General features: G+C 48.6%; 22 protein-coding genes. 3 read left to right on the top strand and 19 right to left on the bottom strand.

Features of this window, described 5'->3' with window-relative positions; genetic code table 11:
• Nucleotides 1-39: 39 nt before the first annotated feature.
• The 4 genes from B1728_RS18480 to B1728_RS18495 form a co-directional block, all read right to left on the bottom strand.
• The gene (locus tag B1728_RS18480) at nt 40-1611 is read right to left on the bottom strand and encodes an FAD-dependent oxidoreductase (RefSeq protein WP_079911937.1); all 1572 of its coding nucleotides are present in this window, start codon (nt 1609-1611) and stop codon (nt 40-42) included.
• A 200-nt stretch (nt 1612-1811) separates the two neighbouring features.
• On the bottom strand, nt 1812-3233 hold the full coding sequence (locus tag B1728_RS18485; protein ID WP_079911832.1) for an ArnT family glycosyltransferase: 1422 nt from the start codon (nt 3231-3233) through the stop codon (nt 1812-1814).
• Nucleotides 3234-3264: 31 nt separating this feature from the next.
• Nucleotides 3265-3627: an EamA family transporter gene (locus B1728_RS18490; protein WP_079911834.1), complete on the bottom strand. Its 363-nt coding sequence runs from the start codon at nt 3625-3627 to the stop codon at nt 3265-3267.
• Nucleotides 3624-4397, bottom strand: a complete 774-nt coding sequence (locus tag B1728_RS18495) for a glycosyltransferase (protein WP_079911836.1) — start codon at nt 4395-4397, stop codon at nt 3624-3626. Before B1728_RS18495 ends, B1728_RS18490 begins: the two co-directional genes overlap by 4 nt.
• A gap of 186 nt (nt 4398-4583) precedes the next feature.
• Here B1728_RS18495 and B1728_RS36325 point away from each other — a divergent pair, with 186 nt between their 5' ends.
• The gene (locus tag B1728_RS36325) at nt 4584-4754 is read left to right on the top strand and encodes a hypothetical protein (RefSeq protein ID WP_179136077.1); all 171 of its coding nucleotides are present in this window, start codon (nt 4584-4586) and stop codon (nt 4752-4754) included.
• On the opposite strand, the gene B1728_RS18500 is transcribed toward B1728_RS36325, so the two are convergent.
• The 5 genes from B1728_RS18500 to B1728_RS18520 form a co-directional block, all read right to left on the bottom strand.
• Entirely contained in the window at nt 4729-5298 is a 570-nt protein-coding gene (locus B1728_RS18500) for a GNAT family N-acetyltransferase (protein WP_079911938.1), read from the bottom strand. The two genes, B1728_RS36325 and B1728_RS18500, sit on opposite strands and share 26 nt — an antisense overlap.
• Before the next feature lie 198 nt (nt 5299-5496).
• Nucleotides 5497-7230 (bottom strand): hypothetical protein, encoded by a 1734-nt coding sequence (locus B1728_RS18505; protein WP_079911837.1) that lies wholly within the window; start codon nt 7228-7230, stop codon nt 5497-5499.
• Between the two features lie 26 nt (nt 7231-7256).
• The gene (locus B1728_RS18510; RefSeq protein WP_079911839.1) at nt 7257-8507 is read right to left on the bottom strand and encodes an efflux RND transporter periplasmic adaptor subunit; all 1251 of its coding nucleotides are present in this window, start codon (nt 8505-8507) and stop codon (nt 7257-7259) included.
• Nucleotides 8508-8559: 52 nt separating this feature from the next.
• Entirely contained in the window at nt 8560-11676 is a 3117-nt protein-coding gene (locus B1728_RS18515; protein WP_079911840.1) for an efflux RND transporter permease subunit, read from the bottom strand.
• A gap of 33 nt (nt 11677-11709) precedes the next feature.
• On the bottom strand, nt 11710-12228 hold the full coding sequence (locus B1728_RS18520; protein WP_179136078.1) for a GbsR/MarR family transcriptional regulator: 519 nt from the start codon (nt 12226-12228) through the stop codon (nt 11710-11712).
• A 255-nt stretch (nt 12229-12483) separates the two neighbouring features.
• On the opposite strand from B1728_RS18520, the gene B1728_RS18525 reads away from it, so the two are divergent.
• Nucleotides 12484-13368, top strand: coding sequence for a TetR/AcrR family transcriptional regulator (locus B1728_RS18525; RefSeq protein ID WP_079911844.1), 885 nt, complete (start codon nt 12484-12486; stop codon nt 13366-13368).
• Between the two features lie 175 nt (nt 13369-13543).
• Here B1728_RS18525 and B1728_RS18530 read toward each other — a convergent pair whose 3' ends face one another.
• The 7 genes from B1728_RS18530 to B1728_RS18560 all read right to left on the bottom strand — a co-directional run bounded on the left by B1728_RS18530 (nt 13544) and on the right by B1728_RS18560 (nt 19902).
• On the bottom strand, nt 13544-14764 hold the full coding sequence (locus B1728_RS18530) for an MFS transporter (RefSeq protein ID WP_079911845.1): 1221 nt from the start codon (nt 14762-14764) through the stop codon (nt 13544-13546).
• A gap of 137 nt (nt 14765-14901) precedes the next feature.
• Nucleotides 14902-15495 carry a TetR/AcrR family transcriptional regulator gene (locus B1728_RS18535; protein WP_079911847.1) on the bottom strand — a complete coding sequence of 198 codons (594 nt, stop codon included), beginning with the start codon at nt 15493-15495 and terminating at the stop codon, nt 14902-14904.
• Between the two features lie 109 nt (nt 15496-15604).
• The gene (locus tag B1728_RS18540) at nt 15605-16450 is read right to left on the bottom strand and encodes an alpha/beta hydrolase (protein ID WP_079911848.1); all 846 of its coding nucleotides are present in this window, start codon (nt 16448-16450) and stop codon (nt 15605-15607) included.
• 137 nt (nt 16451-16587) lie between these two features.
• A complete protein-coding gene (locus B1728_RS18545) occupies nt 16588-16842 on the bottom strand; it encodes an HPr family phosphocarrier protein (protein WP_079911849.1) in 255 nt (84 codons plus the stop codon).
• A gap of 211 nt (nt 16843-17053) precedes the next feature.
• Nucleotides 17054-18496 carry a nicotinate phosphoribosyltransferase gene (locus B1728_RS18550; RefSeq protein WP_079911850.1) on the bottom strand — a complete coding sequence of 481 codons (1443 nt, stop codon included), beginning with the start codon at nt 18494-18496 and terminating at the stop codon, nt 17054-17056.
• A gap of 66 nt (nt 18497-18562) precedes the next feature.
• Nucleotides 18563-19096 carry a cysteine hydrolase family protein gene (locus B1728_RS18555; protein WP_079911851.1) on the bottom strand — a complete coding sequence of 178 codons (534 nt, stop codon included), beginning with the start codon at nt 19094-19096 and terminating at the stop codon, nt 18563-18565.
• Between the two features lie 35 nt (nt 19097-19131).
• A complete protein-coding gene (locus B1728_RS18560; protein WP_079911852.1) occupies nt 19132-19902 on the bottom strand; it encodes an NUDIX domain-containing protein in 771 nt (256 codons plus the stop codon).
• A 195-nt stretch (nt 19903-20097) separates the two neighbouring features.
• Between B1728_RS18560 and B1728_RS18565 the strand changes: the two genes are divergently transcribed.
• Entirely contained in the window at nt 20098-20991 is an 894-nt protein-coding gene (locus tag B1728_RS18565; RefSeq protein WP_483310984.1) for a helix-turn-helix transcriptional regulator, read from the top strand.
• Between the two features lie 192 nt (nt 20992-21183).
• Here the strand turns inward: B1728_RS18565 and B1728_RS18570 are convergent, their stop codons facing one another.
• The 3 genes from B1728_RS18570 to lplA all read right to left on the bottom strand — a co-directional run bounded on the left by B1728_RS18570 (nt 21184) and on the right by lplA (nt 23170).
• Nucleotides 21184-21663, bottom strand: a complete 480-nt coding sequence (locus tag B1728_RS18570) for a GNAT family N-acetyltransferase (RefSeq protein ID WP_079911853.1) — start codon at nt 21661-21663, stop codon at nt 21184-21186.
• 17 nt (nt 21664-21680) lie between these two features.
• A complete protein-coding gene (locus B1728_RS18575; protein WP_079911854.1) occupies nt 21681-22112 on the bottom strand; it encodes an NUDIX hydrolase in 432 nt (143 codons plus the stop codon).
• A 71-nt stretch (nt 22113-22183) separates the two neighbouring features.
• Nucleotides 22184-23170, bottom strand: coding sequence for a lipoate--protein ligase (gene lplA / locus B1728_RS18580; protein ID WP_079911855.1), 987 nt, complete (start codon nt 23168-23170; stop codon nt 22184-22186).
• Nucleotides 23171-23363: the final 193 nt, after the last annotated feature.

Below are 23363 nucleotides of genomic sequence, written 5' to 3' on the forward strand. Positions count from 1 at the left end.
TCCAGCCCGCTATAGCCATACCCGCCGTATCATCCGTTATTATACCGCCCCGATTTTTGGCCATTCCAGTTCAACCCCATTAGCGGTAAGCAGTTCCTGCAGCTCTTTAAGCTTTTCTGCGCTTGCACGCACCTCGCTCGGGGTCAACCCTCGTTCCAAGCAAAATGCCGCCGTATATCCCGCAGATTCCCCGATATTCCACTCTACCGGGTGAAGCCTGTAGCAGCCGTTCGTAATATGGGTGGTCCCTATATTTTTGCATGCGGCCAGCAGATTGGTAACCCTTCTGGGAATTAGACTCCCAAGCGGAATTTGAAAAGGCACCGAGGAGATGTCAAGGAAATTTCTCCCCCGCATGCTTGGGTGCAGGTCGATTCTATAGCAACCTATTCCTACGCTGTCGGGGAACTCTTCTGCCCCGCATTCTTCTCGAACGGCAGCACTCACATGCTGCTCCAGAACCGTAAATTCAGCTTTGATTCTGCGGGATTCCCGGATATACGGTGCTTGGGCCATTCCATCCTCCGTCCCCACCACATCAGGGCGCAGCCGAAGTCCCGGGTAACCTGCACCGCCATCTGGGCGAGGGGCTTCCGTCTGCAGCCAGTAGAGCAAGGATAGACTCAGCTGTTTGGCTTGGTGCAGATGCTTCTTGGCTTCTTGCTCAGGCACATCGTAGATATTGCCCAGGAAGTAATCGTTTTGAGCCCAATTGACTAACGAAATATCCGATTCATACGTCCCCGGCAAGAAGTTGGCCCGGTCCACTATTCGGCGATAGATGAACAATGGGTATTTGTCCGTACCCGGGAAGAGCGTCTCTTCCGTCGGTTCCAGCGTCTTGGGGTCAGGGGATACCCAATTCAATTGCGGATTAGGCCAGAAAGGCGCTTGAAAGGAACGCCAAAATGAGTAATCCTTAGGTCGGTCAATGACATGATGTTCACCCTCCAAATAATCCATGGCGAAGCAGCAGGTGAAGGCCTGGATATCCTGAGGGTCAGCAGGACCGTCCAGTGCATGGGGCTCATGAGTCTCCTGTTTCGACTCCGCTCCCGTAACATATTCGACATGGGCAAGCGGTAATAAGTCCCCGCATTCCGTCGCGTCGAGAAAATAGGGGGCTTCGATGATCCGTCGCTCTCCATCGTCCTTTTTTACGGTTACTGCCAGGATGCGGTCTCCTTGCGTATGTGCTTTTATGATTTTACAGCGAGTAAGGATGGTCAGCTTGCCGCTGTTTATAAATGGCGCAAGCATCTGCTGCAAAACGGCATGCATCACTCGGGGCTCGGCACAGAGACGGCTCACTCCCCCATTACCAGGGTTCAAATAGTACGCCGCACGCCCATACTCCGATAGCGGGTAGTGACTGCGATAGTAGCCTCTGACCTGATCGCGGAATTTGCGATAGCTTCGCGTACAGCCGAACTGTTCAATCCATTTATGCTCATCCGGAGGCACCGCCTGACTCGTCAGCTGTCCCCCGATCCAATCGAATTCCTCCGTCATACATACTCTTTTTCCTAGGCTGCAGGCCGCCAATGCTGCGGCACATCCTCCTACACCTCCGCCAATGATCGCAATATCTGCACGTAGACTTTGCTCCATGCTGCCCATATCTCAATTCCCTCCTTCACCCATATTTGTTTTATTACCCCAATAATCTAGACGCAAACCAAGCTTTTTTGTTGCACGAGACACCAGCCTTCGAAACAGGAGAAACCAAAAATTTCCGTAACAGCATCCACTGCCGTCCAAAAAAAAGACCCTCTTCGCCTGCCAAGCGAACAGAGCCATCCAATCCTATTTCATTGCAGCTTGTAAATCGAATAACCATCCTTTACTTCCATCAAGGTATACTTTTCATCCAAATACTGCTTTAAGCTCCCGTCATCCCCGTCAATATGTCCTCTTAGCGGTACAAAATATTTGGCTCCCATACGGACAAAATAGCGAAGCTCCGCCTTCGTATCCTTAGGAATCGTATTACCTACTCTCCATCCATTACGTTGACTCGCATTGAGCAGCGACGGGTCATCCGTTCCGACAACGATCAAATCATGCTTGCCCGTTAACGCTTGAACCACCTCGGCTTGTCTCAGCAGAACGGTATGCTGGTTCGTAAGCAGCGGTGCAGTTATCCCATAAGTCTGCCAGCCCATCAAGGCAATGACGACAATCGCCATCAGCCGGCCGGTTAACCTGTTCCAGAAGGACATCAGCATAATGCCACTGAACAAAGCAACCAAGGGTCCGATCAATATTAAATAATAATCAAATTGAATCGTAGCCACGATGGTGATTAATTCCGCTATCATTGCGATTGCCCATACACCAACGGGAGATTCCTTTCTCCAATTCACTGTGATAAGCCCGGCCAGGAACAACACGATGCCATACCAGGTAAAAGCCTTCGGCAATTCCCTCGCGAAGAAATGAAGCGCCTCACCGGAAGCAAAGCTCGTGAACAAGCTGGGCAGGATATGCTTGGTTGCAATGCCGGAGATGAAAGGAAATTCCGCCACCGTGCCTAACCATTGAAAATATAAATAGGGCGGCAATAAGGACAAGCATGCAAACAGCCACAGCTCCCACTGCTGAAAGCAGCGCAGCCGATATTCCTTAACCGCCATCCAAACCATTGGAATTCCGACGAAAACAGCCGGTATTTTTTGTGAAATAGCTAATGCCGTGAAGCCGCACGCAAGCCCAAGCATCATCAAGCGCTTATCGTTCATCCATCGGGTAAAAAAATAAAAGGCCCCAAGCATAAAAAATAAAGCAGCCGACTCTGGCATGATAGCTCTTGAATATAACACGTTGATCGGCAGGATTCCGTATATCAGCATGGCCATTCGCGCCGTTGGGACGGAGTAATAATGCTTCGCAATGAGATACAAGAAGCAGGCTGAGCCTAGGAAGAAGCACAATGGAACTGCCCTGGCCAATGCATAGTGATGGCCGAACAGGTGATACAATATGGCAATTAGGGTTGTAGTTACTTGAAATTCCAGCTGCACGTAGTTAGGCAATGGGCCGTCGTAGCTCAGCTGCGGGTACAGCGGGTTCATGCGGTCTTCCAAGAAATGAATGGCAATCGACTCCGTATCCGACTGCCTCCACGAATCGTATTCGTAAGGGGAATTCCCCAAAGACGGAATGCGCAGCGCGGCAATGAACAGAAGCAGCAGCAGCGGGATCACCCAGGTACGGTATTGTTTCCTATCCACCTTCGCACCTTAACCTCCTGTTCTTTACTACCTATTTGTTAATCATCCACACGCCGGCAACAATAATAGCTATACCCATCAGCTTGTTCCAGGAAAAGGACTCGTCCAAAAGAAAGTAAGAAAGAATGACGACAATAATATAACCAATGCTGACCATCGGATAGGCATAGCTCAGCTCAGAGCGCGTCAATACCTTGATCCACAATAAAAAGCTTGTTCCAAACAAAAGCAGCCCGAGCACGATCTCCGGTGTCTTAAGAAGACGCAGCAGGACCGGAACCAGCGATGAGATCGAAAAAGAGATTGTCCCCAATTTATTGGAGCCAAGCTTCAAAATCACTTGGCCCAGCGATCCTAAAGCAACCGAAATAAGAATTAACCAAATGGTTTTCATAAGGCATGTTCCTTGCTCCATTTTTTGTTATATTTCACTTTTCTCAACAGTCTAAAATACCCTATCACCGTTCTCCAAATGTTCATTTTACTTTTGCTTTCCTTCAGATGATACTCGAGGATAAGCGGGTATTCACCTGCACGCACGCCCATTCGGCTGAACCTGGCCATAATTTCCGCCATACATTCGAAGCCGCTGCTCGTAATAAACCGGCCGTTGTAATAAGACATCGCTTTAATGAGAAAACCGACCCGGTAGCATCTGAAACCGCTTGAATAATCATTCACATTGGCGATGGGAAAAAACAGCTTAAAAAACCATCTCGCACCGCGGCTAAACAGCTTTCGATGCCAGGCCAAGCCAAGCTCTTGTCCTCCGTCCGCATATCGGGAGGCTATGACCATATCCAGCTCCTCCATCCTCAGCTTGGCGAACAAATCGGGAATAATGGACGGGCTATGCGTATTATCGGCATCTAACGTGATCAGAACATCTTCATAATCAAAATGAGTAACTACATAATCCAGCAGCGTACTCATGGCTTCCCCAAGTCCGCGATTATGTTTGTGAGTAAGCACTCTCATATTGGGTAAGACAGCTGCATGGTCCCTTAAAATAGCGGCTGTATCGTCCGTGCTCCCGTCATCTACCACAATGATATGAAGCTGTTCCTCTAAGCCGGCTCTCAGCGCCTCCAGCTTCATTAGCAGAATGGGCAGCACATTGCCTTCGTTGTACGCCGGCAGCCCCACAATCACATTTGATTTCATCCGACACCTCTCTTCCCAGCACGTTCCTATTACTCAATTTATTCCAGTTGTCTCCATTCAAGTACTTCCCTTTATGACATGACAAAAAGACCGGCCCTGGTGGACCGGTCTGAAAAGCATAAATTTGCTCGAATGATATGATACTGTTATTGTTAGTACTATAAACGCTGTGAGGAGAACACTTTCATGAGACTTGTCACCAAAACGAGAATCGACTATCTCCAAACCCTGCTGCTCTGTATTGATGATCAACAAAAGCAGAAGGAAGCTCTGCATATTCTGGAATCCCTGACAAGAGACATTAATGAAAACTACGCTGAGATTGAGAAGCCTATCCGTCTAAAGCCTTATGAATGATCGAGTACATTTTCACATCCTGGTACTCGCCTTTCACATACATATGTTTACGAAGTATGCCTTCAAATTGCATCCCCGATTTCTCCATGACTCTGGCAGAGCCAATATTATCGGGGTGGCACCTCGCTTCGATCCGTACCAGCTTCATTTCGTTAAAGCCAAAATCTACAATGCGCTTTACAATTTCCGTCATGTAACCCCTATTCCAAAATTCCCGGGATAACGCATACCCCAACTCCGCACGAGAATGAGCTGTATTCCAATTGACAAAGCCAGCCGTACCGATCATTTTCCGCGAATGCTTATCCTCAATAGCCCAAGAGGCTATTTTTTGCTCCTCATATGCATTCAGGACCGTCTCGATAAATCTCCTTGTCCCTTCCAGCGACTGATGCGGAGGCCATGTCGTATATCTCGATACTTCAGGATCTGAACCGTACAGAAACATGTCCTCCGCATCCTGGAACTGAAGCTTCCTAAGTATTGTCCGCTCCGTCTCCAGAACGGGAAGATTGCCAAATATAGCTTCAATGGTGATTGCCATCGAATCCACCGCCTTTATCATTTGCAACATTATACATGGAATCCTCTCGGTAATCAACCATAATATGGAAGCGTCTACTCTTTCCTTCGTCTCCCTGTTAAGCGAATGTAGATCAGCTTTGGCATCTGACTCTCTGATAAAAAAAGCAGCAAAGCCAAGGAAAGGCATCTTCCCTTGACTTCGCTGCTTATTCCAAAATTATTGAGTAAATTGAGCAACTAGACGCTTAGCATCTCCGTTGGCAGTTGTGTACATTTCAAATACCTTCAAGGTCAGCGGATAATCAAACTGCTGGGAAGTGCCTTTGAACACGATGTTGTTCTCGCCCGTAACCAACCGGTTAGGACCGATAAACGAGTTGACGCTGGTTCCAACCAACCGGCCCGCAGCATCATACAGCTCGAACTGCAGCTTCGAGAAGTTGGCATCAACTTGTACATTCGGCTCCCGTTCGATATCCATCAGGAACTTGCCCTTGTATGAATATTCGAACGTTTGCGAATTGAACTGGAAGGATATATCCCAATGCGATATATCGAACTTAAACGGATAGACGTTAAATTTCGTTTCATTCTCCTTATCCGTCTGAAGAGCTACACTGTACGTTCCGATGGTTGTTTTATAAGGAGCCGCAGTTTTGGCATCTTCCACCTTCAGCGCCAGCCCCTGTCCCGATTCCGATACAGGCAGCGAGTAGGAATAATTCACCGTAATCCCTGCGTTCGGCAGGATCGGAGATTCCGTAATGGTTTGACGCTTGCCGCTGTACTCGTAGCCTTCCGAGCTAATGAGCGATGTATCAAAGGAAGGAATCGCGATTGGACTGTCGCTCTTATTGTATAAGCTGAATTTAGCCGTTACTTTTTTATTGCCTTCCTCTTCATCGTCATACATGTGGAATTCGACCACCGAAACCTGGATATCCGGATGAATCAATTCGCTGCGCGAATCGAATTTCATCGGATTCCCCAAAGCATAGGCTTCATACTGATTGCCCAAGGTTTGGGTAGGCAGCAAAATACTCAATCGGCCCACGGTATAGCTCACTTGCGCAGGAGCAGCCCCGGCAGCTGCCTGACCTTGTGTAAAGCTCTCGCTTGTCAGCAGGTTCAGGCTCGATAATACCGTATCTTGGTCCGTAGGAATGGCAAAATGGATATATTTCTCTTCCTTGCTCTCCAATACTACGGTTCCCTCTTCTACCCGTTTACCGGAATACACTTTCGCTCCGGTTTTACCGTCGATAGTAAACTCCGGTACCGTCTCCCGCTTGTCCGTTGGATTATAAGCCAGCAGTTGCACGAGATAGACCGTGCCCTTCTCGGTCGTTTGCTTGGTGATGTTAACCGGCGTATATTGAATCGGCGAGACCAGTGATGGAATTTTGAAGGAATCAGACCATTTCTTCACCGCTGCAGCATCCGTAATCTGCATATCGCTTCCCTGCCATGGCTGTACCGTAATTGGAACAGCCAGGATCAGCGTCTGCTTCTTGGGATAGACATAATAGTCCACATCCGTCCAGTTGACTTCAGCCAGCGTGACATCGTCCGTACGATCGATTACGGCCATGTAGCTCAGCTCGGTATTAGCCTTGGACTGAATTGCCTTGGCGTTGGATGCGCTCGGCTGCAAAGTATATTCGATGCCCTCACTCGTTTTTACACGAAGCTCATAGTCTGGTACTCGGACAAAATCGGTATAGTTATTTTTCATCCGGACCACCACGCCGATGCGTGTACCTCCGGTTACATGTTCATTCAATATACTCTTCACTTCAACTTCCAGCTTGTCGGTCAAAGGATATACGGTTGCCGCTTGATTCTGGAAGGCAGTCGGAGTCGACTCTTCAGCAAAAGCCGAATATCCCGTACTCATAAGCGATGCTGAAATGATCATGACGGCTGCGGTTTTCTTCAACTTCTTGTTCAATTGCTTCTCCTCCTCTGGGTTATTCTTTATTTGGCCAACTGAACCTTTTCTTTATCCTTCAGCTGATGCTGTCCGGAAGTAACCAGCTGCTCTCCTTCTTTCAAACCGGAAAGCACTTCTTGATTCGTTTCGTTCAGCCGGCCCATCTCTACCTTGCGCTTCTCGACTTGATCTCCCGAGAGTACAAAGACGAAGGTGTCTCCGCCTTCACGAACTACGCTTAGCGTAGGAATTGCTACAACAACCTGGTCCTCATTCTCCGTCAGAAGCACTTGAGCCTTCATGCCCGGCTTCAGCTTACGGTCCGCATTAGGAACCTCCAGCTCAAGCGAGTAAGACTTGGACTGAGCACTCATGACATCAGCGAGGTAGACGACCTTGCCTTTGATCTTGTCGGTTGTCCCCGGCACGTAGAGCGTCAGCTCTTGCTTGCCGCGAATGAGATTGGCAGAGCTTTCTGTCAGCTCCGCTTTGACCTTGATAGGGTCCAGCTGCTGCAGCTGAGCCGCCTTGAAGCCTGCCGGCAGCGTCATGCCGATCTCAATAGGAAAATCGGTGAGAACGCCGCTTGCCGGCGCGGTAACCTCCATGTGCTGTAAGGTACGGTCTGCTTCCCGGATTGAGACATCCGCTGTTTGCAAGGCTTGATCCAGCTGTGCCAGGGAGTTCGTTGTCTCCAAGGTTTTCAGCTTGCTGCGGCTGTTCTCCAGATCAAGACGCTGGTTGTTCAGCTGGCTTTCCACCTGTTCAAGCTGAAACTTAGTTACAAGGCCCTGATCGTAGTCATTGCGCATCTTGCTGTAATTTTTCTCCGCATCCTGTAACGCAATTTCCTGCTTGGTGATTCCGTTCTTCAGCTCCTGCTTGGAATCCTCCAGCTCCTGCTTGGCTTTAGCCAGCTGCTGCTGGGTCCCGTTTAAAGCGATCTGCGCTTTTTCCTTGCTAATCTGAATGTCTGTCGGATCCAACCGGAAGAGCACTTCGCCCTTTTCTACTATGTCTCCGCGTTTTTTCAGCATTTCCAATACGTCTCCGCCGGCTTTGGTGACAACGTCCATCTGAAGCGACGAGACAACGTCCGCTACCTGCTCCAGCGGATCGGCGATTTTTTGCTTTTGTACTTTTTCAACCTTAACGGTTTTGACCTGCGGTTCTGTAGTTGCCGGAGCCGACGCTTCAGGTTTGGCTGTGCAGCCGGCAAAAAGCGCCGTACTGATGACGAGAGCTCCCACGATACTCAAGTTTCTTTTAACTGAGTTTGCCTTTGTCCGTTTCATAAGACTTTTCTCCTTTTCCCCTGTCGATCTATATAGTCTAGCTTTTATCGGATTAATGGGTAATGTTCGCAGCCTTGGAATTGGCCTTCACGCTACTTTTCCTATTAAATAAACGACTTACGCGAACCTTCATCGCATCAATAACCTCATAGACTACCGGAACGACGATCAGCGTCAGCACAGTGGACGTCGTCAAACCGCCAATTACTACCACGGCCAAGCCCTTGGAGATAAGCGATCCTTCCGATAAGCCGATTCCGAGAGGCAGCAAGGATATAACCGTCGCGCCCGCTGTCATAATGATAGGACGTAACCGTGTAAGACCCGCTTTCACTAAGGCGTCCCGTACCGGAATTCCTTCCTCCCGAAGCTGCTGCACCCGGTCGATAAGTACGATCGCATTCGTAACTACGACACCGATAAGCATGAGGAATCCGATCAAGGATGTAATGTTAATGGATTCCCCGGCAACAAACAGACCCAGGAATCCTCCGATTGCCGCCAGAGGCAAGGAGAATAAAATAACGAACGGCGCGCTCGCATTGCCGAAGGCAATAACCATAACAAGATAAACGATAAGAATAGCTGCAACCATCGCAACACCCATCTGGCCGAAGCTTTCCTGGATATCGTCACTGACACCCTGTACTTGAGCTCTGACGCCGTTAGGCAATTCAAGATTCTTGAGCTCTGCGGCCACTTTACTGCTTATGCCGCCCTTGTCTTTACTGTCGATTTTGGCGGTTATCTTCACGAATTGCTCCTGCATTTCACGGGAAATGGCTGCCGGAGCATCCACCTGCTTGACTTTGGCGACCTCGTTCAAATTCACGACCGTACCTGTAGGTGTCGTAATCTGGAATTGACCGATTTTATCCACCGAGTTTTTAAAGTCGTCCTGGATCATCATCTGGGTTTTGAAGGTTACGTTATCGAACTTCAATTCACCGATATCGACCTTGCCTAACCAGACACGGACCGTATCCAGAATTTGAGCGGAGGACAAGCCGTATGTTCTCGCCTTGTTCTGATCGACAGTGACTTCGACCTGCATCTTCTTCTCACTCAAATTATCCTTGATTTCCTGAAGCTCCGGGAACTCCTTCATCTTTGCCTTAACCAGCTCCGCGCCGGTCATCAATTGAGTTAGGTCATCCCCTTTCAACAGGTAAGCAAAGTCCTCACCCGAGCCGGACATCCCCGCTGACATCAGATTTCCTTCTACCTCAGAGCCTTTCGGAACCAAGTACAGCATCTTGTCCGCATAGACTTTGGCCATTTTCTTGGCATCCGAGGCTTTGGACAACGATCCGATAATCATCGCCTTGTAAGGAACCCGCTCACCGCTTGTATTGTTCTGGTCATAACCGACCATCGATTCAAAGTATTCGAAAGCAGGCTCTCCAATTGGGTCCTTCTCTTCCTTTAACATCGCCTCGATTTCCTTCACCTTGAGATCCATGGATTCAATCGAGGTCTCACGAGGCAGCTTGAGCGTAAACTGTACTTGCTTATCCGTTGCGCTGTCCGGCATGAACGCTGCAGGCAGGAAAGGAACGGTTCCTCCGAGGGAGATGATAAATACGAGGAAGGCAACAAGCAATGTTTTCTTAGGATTGCTGAGTGACCATTCCAAAAACTTCTTATACCGGTTCGAAAATGCGCCCAGCTTCTCTTCGTCGTGATGCTTGATTTTATCGCTTTTCAGCACCATCAGCTTTGCCAGCATCGGAATCACCGTAAGCGCAACGATCAGAGACGTCATCAAAGCAACGACCAGGGTGATTGCGAACGGACGGAAGATGTCTCCCAGAATCCCTCCGACGAAGGCAATCGGCAAAAATACGCCGGCTGTCGTAATCGTCGAGGAAGTAATCGCGGATGCGACCCTTGCGGTAGCCATCTTGATCACCGATTCATTGCGTTCGTGAGCTTTTTGCAGTTCGCTGAAAATATTCTCGATAACAACGATACTATCATCCACGACACGTCCGACGGCTATGGTCAAGCCGCCCAAGGTCATAATGTTCAGCGTTATGCCTAGTGGCGCCATAATGGAAAGCGTGGTAAGAATTGATAACGGTATAGAGACTAATACGATCAATGTCATACGAACGTTTCTTAAGAAGAGCAAAATCATGACCGAAGCGAGAATCGCACCCGAGATGCCCTCTTTTAACATCCCGTGGATGGATTTCTCTACATCATTCGCAGAGTTGTAGACGGTGGTGAAGTGGATATTAGGAAACTCCTTCTCCCATCCTGCGATCAGCTTCTTCACATTGTTCGAAAATTCAACCGTGTTGGCATCCTTGCTTTTGTACAGCGTAATCCCGATAGCTGTGTTCCCGTTCAACCGGTCGATAAATTCAGCCTCGGAGATAGCTTCAATTTTGGATACCTGCTTGAGCAGCACTATTTGTCCCGATGCGGTAGTCAGCTTCATGTTCTCCAGATTATAGATCGTGTTCAAGTCGCTTTGAATACGAACCATCTGCTCATTGCCGTTAAAATCCGCCGTTCCTGCAGGACTTGTCAGCAATGCGGCTTGTATGCTCTGCTGCACCTGCGTCGGGGTCATTCCGTAGTTGTTCAAGGCATTGATATCCAGCTTCAACTTGAGCGTAGCTTCCTGCTGCCCGACGGAATCGACGTGATCGATCCCTTTCATCGCGCTGAGCGTAGGCTCGATCGTATCCTTGTAAATCCGGTTAAGCTCCTCCTGGTTCATTCCGTTGTCCCCGTTAAGGGCCGCAAAGAAGACCGGAAAATCGTTGGTGCCGAACTTGGACACCTTCGGCTTTGACGCCGTGGCGGGAAGCTTCACATCGGCAATGGCGCTCTCTATATCTCTTTTTGCGTCATCCGGCTTCCGGCCGTTGACCAGCTCAACGGTAATCGCCGAGAAACCGTCGTTCGAGGTCGACGTTACTTTCTTCAAGCCTTCGATACCGACTATCCGCTTCTCCAGCTTCTTGGTGACGTCTTCCATCACATCTTTTGGCGGGGCCGGATAAACGGTGCTGACAAACACCATCGGCAGTGAAATATCCGGCATGCTTTCCTGCTTCAGCTGTGATGCCGAATATGCTCCCGCAATGAACAAGAGAATGCTGATAATGATAATGGCCGCAGCGTTTTTCAAGGAAAAATTCGTTAACTTGTTCATCTCTCTACTCCTCCATTCCTACTGCTCTTTTCTCTATGTATTTCCTAGCTGCTGCTTAATAACCTTCCATTTTTCCTCCAACTCTATTAATTGTGCCATGATAAGTTCGCTCAGCACCGAGAACGCTGTAAACCTTTCCTTCAGCATGGCATAAGTCTCTTGTTCGTGGGGTTCGACGTCCGTTATGACATCATAAGCTCTGAGAGCGGTGTTCACCGTCTGCTGGGTGTTTGCCAATCTCTCTTTAAAGGAACGAATAGACGACAGATCGATATCGTCGGATACGTAATAATAATTTTTCCGGTCATTGCTCGTCGCTATTTTGTAGCACAGCCCGATACGTTCCATTGAACGGATATGTACACTGACGGCGGCTCTGGTTACTTTGAGCTGCTCGGCTATCTCCTGCAGACTTATCGGCTCGGATGCGAACAGCAGCAAGGCCAGAATTCTTCCCACTAACGGACTATGCCCGTCATACTCTAGCTGCAGGGACATCTGATTGCTGACAAATTGTTTTAATTCTGAAAAGGTTCGCGGGGCATGCTGCATAGTCATCTCCTCTTCGTTTTCTGTTGATAAGACCCTTGTAGTAAGCATAACATCGTTAACAAAGACGTTAACACAAATTACTGACTGGTCATCCATAATGTACTATATACAAAAAAACCAATATTTACAATACTTTTTTGCTTGATTTATTTTTATCTAAACTAAAACTGACCGACTGGTCACAATCTTGACTAAAGATTCACCTGCGTATACAATTTTTACAACAACAATAATCGAATCAGGAAGTGATCCTCATTGAACGGTAAAAAACTGCAGATCGTTCAGTCTGCTATCAAGCTGTTTGGGGAAAGGGACTACCATACCACGTCCATACAAGATATAGCAAGCTTGGCTGGCGTATCCAAAGGAGCCTTCTATCTGCATTTTCATTCCAAGGAAGAGCTTCTTATTTCCATTTATCATTATTTTTTCGAGCTTATATTTCAAGGGCTTGATCAAGCGCTTTCAGACACGACAGCCTCTCCCGAAACGATACTTAGGCAGGTGCTGCTTCAGCAATTGAAAATTATTATTGGCAACAAAGAATTTCTTGCCATGATGCAAAATAACGGCGCGGCGTTTATACAAAACGAAACCGTAAAAAACATGATGTTCGAGACCAACCTTCAAATCCTATCCTGGTTTCAGAAACGAATCATCGAAGTCTACGGCAGCCCTATCGAGAAGTATTCCCTCGACTGTGCGATCATGCTGAACAGCCTCTTGAAGGATTACTTGTTTTACTGCCTCAGCTATCATATTGCTATGAAGCCTGAGGAGGTAGCCTCCTTCTTGTACGAGCGGCTGGACGATCTTGCCCAAGGCCTGATGAGAAAGAACCATGCCCCCATCTTTTCCTCGATCGAAATGATGCAGAAGCAAGGTCTTTGCGGAGATGGCAGCACCTGGCTGTTGAAGGTCGAGCAGTGCAAGCAATGGATCGAATCGAATATAGAGGATCAACGTACCTCGGATACCTTGATTCAATCAATCCACGCCGTGGTGAACGAGCTAAAGAAAGAAGAACCGAATGAGATTATCATTCAGGGCATGTACAATTATTTGCTGACCTTAAGCAAGGAGTATCCTCCGCTGCTTGAGCAATTGGAGCAGCTGCTGGCCTGGAGGCTCGGCAAATAAGAAGAATCGCTTTGTTCATCCAACAGTTTCCTTGCGTCGGGCATCTTAAAAAGCCGCAGTTCAGGATGTTTTCCTGATCTGCGGCTTTCTTATCATTTCGGACTCCCAGCATAACCCGGACCATCCTCGCAGTCGAGGCCCTATGTTGCGGGAGCATCTCATTCCAGCCTGCCCCTTACGCCGCTTGACCCCTAACCGTTTCGTCCTTAGGCAGCAAGACGGCCAATACGCCGAGCAGCGGCAGGTAGGCGCACAGCTTCATGATAAAAGCGATGCTTGTCGCATCTGCTATCGAACCAAGCACGGCGGAGCCAAGTCCTCCGAGCCCGAAGGCGAGTCCGAAGAACAGTCCGGACACAAGACCGACTTTGCCCGGCAGTAGCTCCTGAGCATAGACCACAATGATGGAGAAAGCGGACGACAGGACGAAGCCTGCGCACACGCACATAACTCCTGACCAGAACAGATTGGAATAAGGCAGCAAAATGGAAAATGGTGCAGTCCCCAATATAGAAAGCCAGATGATATTCCGTCTGCCGTAACGGTCCGCCAATGGACCGCCAAAAAAAGTGCCTGCAGCCGATGCAACAAGAAAAGCAAACAGGAACATTTGTGCGTGTTCAACGGTCAAGCCGTAGTCCTGAATCAGATAGAAGGAGTAAAAGCTTGTTATGCTTGACATATAGACATGCTTGGAAAATACAAGAAAGACCAGGATCACAATCGCAGCGGTGATCTGCTTCGAGGTGAGCAGGCTCTTGCGCCCATCAGCGGTCGTGGCCTTGGCGGAACGGCGCGGCTGAACCTTCTGCCTGCTGTACCATCCGGCTACATAATATTGAATAGCGATAGCGGCAATAGCGGCAAAGGTAAACCAAATGACGCCGAACTGTCCCAATGGCACGAAAATAAGCGCAGTCATAATCGGCCCGAGCGAGCTTCCTATGTTGCCGCCGACCTGGAATATCGACTGTGCCAGCCCTCTCTGTCCTCCTGCCGCCAAATAGGCGACCCGGGACGATTCCGGGTGAAAGACGGCGGAACCTATCCCCATCGCAATGACCGAAAGCAGGATGACGATGAAGTTCGGCGCTAACGCCAGCGTAACGACCCCCACCAAGGTAAAGCATACTCCGATAGGCAATATGTAAGGGCGCGGTCGAATATCCGAATATAGCCCTACGACCGGCTGAAGGAAGGAAGCCGTAATATTCATGGCAAAGGCAATAAGTCCGATTTGCGTATAAGTTAACTGCAGCGTATCCTTCAGGATCGGAAACAAGGCCGAGATCGTCGACTGCATGGAATCATTCAGCAGGTGGACGATACTGATCGCGAAAATAATCGGAAATACGGTTGAAGCAGCGGGTGCTGCGGTTGCAGCGGTTTTCTCCACAGTGATCTCTCTCCATTCTTTTTCTAGTTGTTAAGGACAAGCTCGACTCGCTTTTCGCTATTCAGCGATTATAGCACGGCTTTCGAGCATGTCAACCACTATTTTGAAAGGAATGGAGAAATTTCCGGCATTCTCTTTTACTCTTTGGATTGGAGCAATTTCACCATAAAAGCGGAGAAATCAGAAGCATGAAATGACTTGGCATCAGATGATACGAAGCCTCGCATCCGAAATCCGAATGACAACAGGACGAATAGATCTGCTGTCTTGTCCGCGTCTACCGACATCGGAATAACACCGTGCTCCTGTCCTGTCACAATCCATTTTTTCGACATTCCGAGCATATCCTCATAAAAGCGTCTAATTTCCTCTATCGCGGATTCATCGCTTTTTCCAAGCAAGTACATGAACACCTGGTTCGTAATATCCTGCGGGTTTTCCAAAACAGGTAGAAGGCTAATAATTTGATTGAGCGGTCCCGCCAGCTCCCGCTTCGAACGAAGCACCTCGTCGTAAAAGCGGTTGTCCATCTCTTCGAGCCGCTGCTGCAGCACCATGGCCAAAAGCTCGTCCTTGCTTTTCACATAATGGAAAATAGCGCCCTTAGATAGTCCGGAGCGCTCCATAATATCGCTAAAGGTCGTCTTCGTACAGCCCTTTTCCAATATCAGCTCTTTGGTAGTGTCTAAAAGCAGCTGCTGCGTCTGCTGCCGTTTCAATTCACGTTTCATAGTCCCCTCCGTATGGCCCGTTTAGCGGTACATTAATGATCTCATTTTACAAACCGACTAACGGTTTGTAAAGCAAGGAGCCGCTTGACGAACCCATCCCTCATTAGAACTAGCCGGTGGCTTTAAGAATACGATCAAGAAACTGCACAATCATCTGCCGCAAATCCACCTGGATTGAGCTCTGCTCGCGGTCTGTCGCGCTTCCGGCGGCAACGAATTGCCAGGCCAAATCCGTTGCTTTCAATTGTTCGATGAAGTCAGGCGACAATGCTAAGTCGGATTCTCCGGTAAGGGCTCCGTGAACAATAAGCAGGGGCGGCACATCGTTCCCTTGTTTTGGTCCCCCTTCTATTGGAAAGGCGTCGTATCCCTCGTGCGCGGTCGGGAGATTCCTTGCCATCATAGCTAAGGGAAAGCCTTGGTAAGCCGAATAGGACCAGGTAAGAAAATCTTCGATGCCGTACACATCGATTGCACAGCTGACTTCGGACGAATATTCCTGATATAATCCTCCCTGGTTCATGACGGCATGGTTGGCGGTAAAGGCAGTCAAAAGCGCAAGATGGCCGCCGATGACACCAATTCTCGCCGGATCGATGCGATAGGTATCCGCCCATTTCCGCGCATAACGAACCGCCGATTTGCACTCGTACAGGTTATTCGGCCAGCCCGGTACAACCAGCTCCTCGTTCCAGCCGGCAAGATTGCGCAAAGCGGCGGACGTTTCGGCAAGTAGGATGACATACCCGCGAGCCGCGAGGTATAAAGCCATGTCCGCTTCCAGTTCCCGGGATCTTCTGCGCTCCCTTCCGTCGGTATGATAAATAATAATACAGGGGTAAGCCTCTTCTTCTGCGGATCCCGGCAGGTAGACATCCATCCGTTCTTTCCTGTCAGGTCCTAGATAGTATAGATTCCTTACGATGGCACAGGGGCCGTTGTCCTCGAGCTGCATCTATTTTCCTCCGTATCGTCAATGGACTGGGATACCGCTTACCTAACAAGGAAACAAAAAGACCGCCTAACATTCGTTCAGCGGTCCATCCTCTCAGCAGATATGAAGTTGCATGTTACGGAAGCCAGCAGACGCAATCAATGCTTATCCAGCAAGGAGCTCATTGCTTCGATGGCCTCTTCCTCGTCAACGCCTTTGGTTTGAATTGTAATTCTCGTCCCCTGCCGAATCGGAAGCAGCATCATACCGAGAATACTTTTGGCGTCCAGCTGTATGTTTTCCTTCTCAAACTTGATTTTGATGTCCGAGCTGAAATAGCTGGCCTTTTGCGCGATCATTTGCAAGTATTGCGGTTGAAAATCGGTCGCAATGACCATTTCGTGCACCCTCATGACAACTCCTCCGATCCTGATGTAAGGTTCTTCCTGTGGTTCCAACACAAGTTGATGTCATTATACTATAAAATCTTTTATTAGGTAAGCGTTATCAACACAATAATTCATATTTTTCAATCTATGAAAATCCTCTATCTGGCCCTCAAAGAAAAAAGCCTGAACTCCCATGAACCATGCAGTTCCTGGCAGCTCAGGCAAAAGGACCGTCTTACGATTTGTACTTGTGAATCAAGTCCATTTTTAACTCGTAGGCTTTGGGGCTCAAGTGGACCGAAAACTCCGCCGGGTTCAGCTTCCGCAAATATTCCGGCCAGAATAACGTCAGCTGTTCTTGATGGTGCTTCCGGATTTGATCCAGGCTCGGCAGCTCGTATACCTGTTCGCCGTCAACGAAGATTGGCGTTAACAGCGGCTCCGTCTTGTAGTTCTCCACGTATCTGTAAATGTAAGGATGCACTTTATCGAATAGCTTCAGCTTTTCCCCTTGCAGTACATCCGTTTCTCCCGAGAGGGTGACATAGTCGGCTATCGCTTTGCCGGTTTCCTTATTGATAATGCGATAGGCCTCTTTCTTACCTGGAGTCGATACTTTCTCAGGATTCCCCGAGATTTTGATAACCGGCTCAAGCTCTCCGTCCTTCTCGCGGGCAACCAGCTTGTAAACCCCGCCTAATGCAGGCTGATCCGCCGCGGTTATCAACTGTGTTCCTACTCCCCAGCTGTCGATCTTGGCTCCCTGAGCCTTCAAGTTGAACATGATATTCTCATCCAGATCGTTCGAGGCAACGATAACAACGTAGGGCAACCCGGCATCATCCAGCATCTTGCGAGCCGTCTTCGACAAGTACGCCAAATCCCCGCTATCCAGACGGATACCGCCCATTTTTTTACCCTGCCGCTCCATTTCCTTGGCGATTTTGATCGCGTTAGGAACACCGCTTCTCAGCGTATCGTAAGTATCTACCAGCAAGGTAACTTGATCGGGCAAAGCCGACGCGTAACGCTCGAAGGCCTCTTTCTCCGTATCATGCGCCTGGACCCAAGCGTGAGCGTGTGTTCCCTTGCTTGGAATGCCGAAAAGCATGCCCGCCCTCATGTTCGACGTCGCGTCGAAGCCGGCAATATAGGCTGCACGGGCGCCCCAGATAGCGGCATCCGCCTCCTGCGCTCTTCTGGTTCCAAACTCCATCAGCACATCGTCGGGTGCAACTTGCCGTATCCGCGCCGCTTTAGTCGCAATAAGTGTCTGGAAATTCATGAAGTTCAGCATAGCGGTTTCCAGAAGCTGCGCCTCGAAAATCGTCGCCTCTACGCGAATAAGCGGTTCGTTCGGGAACACAACGGTCCCTTCCTTCACACTGCTGATCGTTCCGGTGAAGCGGAACTGACGCAGCTTCTCCAGAAATGCGGGATCATACTGTTCCTCCTGCTCCTTCAGGTATCTTATGACCTCATCGTCGAAATTCAGGCTTTTCACATATTCTACAATCCGTTCCAATCCCGCAAACACCGCAAAACCGTTGCCGAACGGAAGCTTGCGAAAAAATATTTCAAACACCGCTTTTTGATTCAAGGTTCCATGAATCCAATGGGCGTACATCATATTGATTTGGTATTTGTCTGTATGCAATGTTAAATTCTCGTAATTCATGTTGATCCTCTCCATCCAACCGACTATTTTCATTAGCTATTGTTTCCATACCTGCTCTATTAAAACTTACACGATCGCGGCGCCAAGCGTCTGTTCAAAATGGCCAAGCGCCCATTGATGACCCGCATCGTTAAAGCTTGCCACTGCATTCTGGTGAATGACAATCTGAAAGCCTTTATTATAGGCGTCCACCGCCGTATGAAGTACGCATATGTCAGTACAAACCCCTACAAGGTGAATCTCTTCGATACGGCGCGCCCGCAGCTGTAGCTCCAGATCCGTTCCGCAAAATGCGCTGTATCTCGTCTTATCCATCCAATAGATGTGCTCGCGATTCGTTTCATATGCCCCGCGAAGCTTGCCGTACAGCTCCCTCCCCTCCGTACCGCGAAGATTATGAGGAGGGAACAGCTTGTGTTCGGGATGATAAGGATCTGTGTCGTCGTGCAAGTCGACGGCCATAACGACGAAATCTCCGTTTTGCACAAAGGCTTCCGTCAATCCGACGATTTGGTCTTCAATATCTATGGCAGGCTGTCCGCAGGGCAGCTTTCCTGTCACAAAATCCACAGTATAATCAATCACTATAAGAGCTTTCATATCGCACACCATCCTTTTCCTAATTGAATTGATGATTAGCCGTATATGGATAACGGAGGAACATAACCGGTAAACCCGTACAGCTGGGCGGCACGCTGCGAATATTTGTTAGACAGCACCGGTCTGCCTTCGGCATCCCTGATCTCCTCAATGATTCCCTTCCGGCTTTGTGTCGAAGTAATTTTGCGAATAAAATTTTTCTCCTCAAAATCAGGACAAACCGTCTGAATAACCTGATACAGCTCGCTGATGGTGAATTGCTCCGGCAAAAATTCCTTCGCGATGGTCGTCGTCAGCATTTTTTCCCGGATTTTGTTCAAGGCATCCTGCAAAATGATCCGATGATCAAACGCAAGGTCCATCTCGAGGGCTTCCTCCACCCGGAACAGCCTGACATCCGATGCATCATCCGCCGCACGGCGCTTCTCCAATAATTGCTCGTTTACAAGGGCGAAGAAAGCATGGGAGATGATCCAACCCCTCGGATCCCGCTTAGGCGTACTGTATACGTTGAAGTATTCGATATGAACGCCGTCCACCCCCGTCTCTTCCTTCAACTCCCGCCGCGCACTCTCCTCGATCGTTTCCGTCTCTTGAGAGAATCCGCCGGGCAGCGCCCATTGTCCTGCAAAAGGCCATTGCTTGCGCTGGATAAGCAGCACTTGCAGCTCCCTTACCGGCAGTGATTTCTTGACTCCCTGACGCTCGGTTGAAGTGATGGTAAAAATAACAATGTCCGCAGGCGCCCCATCCGGTGTTCGATATTTACTGGCACTATAATTCGTTTCGTTGTCTACGGAGTTCATGGTATCACCTGACCGCTTTTTAATATTATCGATTTGATATTATCATTATGACATATTTATTTGATTTGTCAACCCTTTTTTTGCCTTTCTTCATCGTTAACAAATCCTGGGGAAATGATACTAAATACAGGCTGTCCATCCTAAGGCATTCAATGATAGAATGAATGTATTACTTTGCCGAAGGAGGAGCCTCGATTGCCGGACATTTTCGGACCCAAATACTATATCGAGAATGACTCTTTTTCCATCCAGTACATGTATCGTAAAGGGTTTTCGACGATGTCGACGCCGCACTTCCACCCGTTCTTCGAAATTTATTATTTGCTGCAGGGCGAGCGTACCTATTTCATTAACGGAAATATATACACAGCCCGCAGAGGCGATATGATTCTCGTGAATCCCTATGACGTGCACCGGACAACCAGCTCGGACGTACAAGAATTCGAACGGATCTTGATTAACTTTTCCGAGCAATTCATTCCCGCCAACAGCGTTCCTACCGGACCTCAGTTTTTACCGTTCGTTCAAGGCTCGCGCCTGATCCGTTTTTCCATGAAGGAGCAGCCGGCTATCGAGCATATGATCCGGGAAATGCTGTCAGAGTGCGAGAATCAGGCAGATGGCTATGTTGACTATGTCAAGTCGCTGCTTCATCAGCTGCTCATCAAGGTATACCGGCACAGCACCGACGGCAAGCAGGAGCCATTGCAGTTCGCTCATCCCATGCACCAGAAGATTTCGGAGATTGCCACGCATCTTAATGATCATTTTCAAGAAAACATCACACTCGAACAAATTGCCAAGCAATTTTACATAAGCACATCCTATCTGAGCCGAGTGTTCAAGAAAATTACCGGCTTTCACTTTCGGGAGTATCTTCAGCTGATTCGGGTCAAGGAAGCCCAGCGGTTGTTGAGAGAGACCCATGAGAAGGTGCTGACCATTGCTGAGAAAACAGGCTTCGAGCATGTCGCCCACTTCAACACTACCTTCAAGAAAGTGACCGGAATGACACCGCTTCGCTACCGGAAGCAGAACAAGATCGCGGATAGCGATTCGATCGAGCAGGAACGTGATTATTCCATGTAAGCCTGCAAGGGGCTAATAAAAAGCCGGAAGAATAAGGGAATGTCCCTTTTCTCCGGCTTTTGTCCGTTTGTATTCTCATATTATCATATGACATAGAACCCTCCTAAGGGAAATCGTTATTTCCCAGGCAACCGCAAAATTCGCGGGCAACGGATGTTTTTTGGCGAACCTTGGAAAACATACTTTGTCTGATCATAGAGGCTTGTACATTTGGATGGATACTCCCCTGTTCGCACCCAGCATCATAATCTTCATATCAACAGGCTTGAACCCGTACTTATGATAGAACGACAATCCCCGTGTATTCGTGTTGTGGCACCATAGAAAAGCCTTCTGAACCTTCAGACTGTCTTTAGCCTTTTGCAGCAAATGATCAAATAAAAATTCCGCTGCTCCTTTGCCACGGTATTCCGGCGATATAATGACGTTTCCTACCCAACAGGAGCATTCAGCAGGGTCAAGATCATATAAATTGGCATATCCTGCCACTTCCTGAGTCTTAACATCCATAACGACACTCGGTTCGTATCGGTTTTGCAATAATTGCACTATCTGCTCCGGGGTTAACGGATATTGAGACCGCGGACTCATGTACAGCAATTCTTCTTCACTTTGAGGAAATTGGCAAATCGTTTCCAGATCTCCCTCGTTCAGGCTTCTAAAGGCGTACATAGACTCCCTCCTCAGCGTCACCAGCCATGGCTTTCGAACCACATGTGTTCATGGTTTCTTTCAATCGCTTTCTTGATGTAGGGAATGATTTTGTCCGGCAATTCCTTGATATGGAACCACCTTAATTCTTCGCATTTATGCGGCTCCACGTTCGTAATCGTGCCTGACCAGGAATCAACCAGCAGGTAAAAATCAACCCATTCCGAGCTTGTGTTCTTTCGGTGCATGACGCCAACTACTCTAAGCTGGGAGGGTTCGATCGTGATTCCCGCTTCCTCCCGTGCCTCCCGGATTGCCGCCGATACAACCTCCTCATTTCCGTCGATTCTTCCTGCGACGACACTCCACCAGCCGTCCATAAACCCTGTGTTTTTCCGTTTAAGAAGAAGCACCTCCTCCTGACGGTAAAACAATAAATGAACAGACCCATAAAACAGCGGCTCTCCCATATTCCCCTCCTGATGTCCTGCTTGTTAGCCCGATTCCTCGCGCCTTATTCACGATCCTTATGAGTTCTCTTTTACAAGAGCAGCTCCAGCCATTCTTCTATCGTTACTGCGCCAAAATAATAAGTAAGGTCCACAGAATCCAGCAGCTGCTGAAGGGCCTCGGTATCGTATTTCACTCCGATCAGCTTGGCGGCAAACTCTCCGGCATCCCCGACCCCGAAGAAATCTCCGTAAATGACGGCGCCGCGGATAACCCCCTCTTTCACATCCAATCTCACATCAAACGTACCGGCCGGAAGACGCTTCATGGAATGGACGTTGAACTCCGGGGATTGACCGTAATTCCAGTCCCAGCTCCGATACCGCTCATCCGCAAGCCTGCGAACCGCTGCCCAGTCCTCTTCTGTCAGCTTATACTCCGTCGGAGCGGCTCCCTCGAAAATAAAATTCAACAAATATTGTCTGAACTCCGTAATGGTCATCGGCTCACGAAGAAATTCGGAAATATTGGCGACGCGGCTCCGAACCGACTTAAAGCCTTTGGACTGAATCTTCAACGGATTCACGTTTAAAGCCGATACGACATTCTCAATCTGGGAATTCAGCATCAAGGTTCCATGAGTGAACATGCGTCCTCTGGTCGAAAACTGGGCATTCCCCGACACCTTCCGTTCTCCTACTTGAATATCATTACGGCCCGAAAGCTCCGCTTCTACACCCAATTGATGCAGGGCTTGGACTACGGGCTCGGTAAATTTGCGGTAGTTACTGAAGGACTTGCCGTCATCCCTTGTAATAAAGCTGAAATTCAGATTCCCAAGGTCATGGTACACCGCACCGCCTCCGGATAGACGCCGAACGACATGGACCCCATTAGCCTCTACATATTCGCGGTTCACTTCCTCCGCCGTATTTTGGTTTTTCCCGATAATAATAGAAGGCTCATTGATGTAGAACAGCAAATAGTCATTTTCTATAGGCAGGTTTCTAAGCGCATATTCCTCCAGCGCCAGATTAAGCGCCGGGTCTGTCATGTTCTGATTATCAATAAACAGCATGGTCCTTATCCTCTCCTTACTCCCAGCGGAGCATCTTTATGTATTATAAGCATATCACAGCGCGGCCAAATTTTCTTGCTCCTTTATGATTCGACAAAGGGGGAAATCCTAAGAGAATACGGAATCATTTTGAGAAAGAGCCGTTGCCCTACAAAGTGGAGTTTGGCTAAAAAGCCGAATCAGGCGGTTCTTC

The organism is Paenibacillus sp. 32352, assembly GCF_002042965.1.
GTDB lineage: Bacteria > Bacillota > Bacilli > Paenibacillales > NBRC-103111 > Paenibacillus_S > Paenibacillus_S vulneris.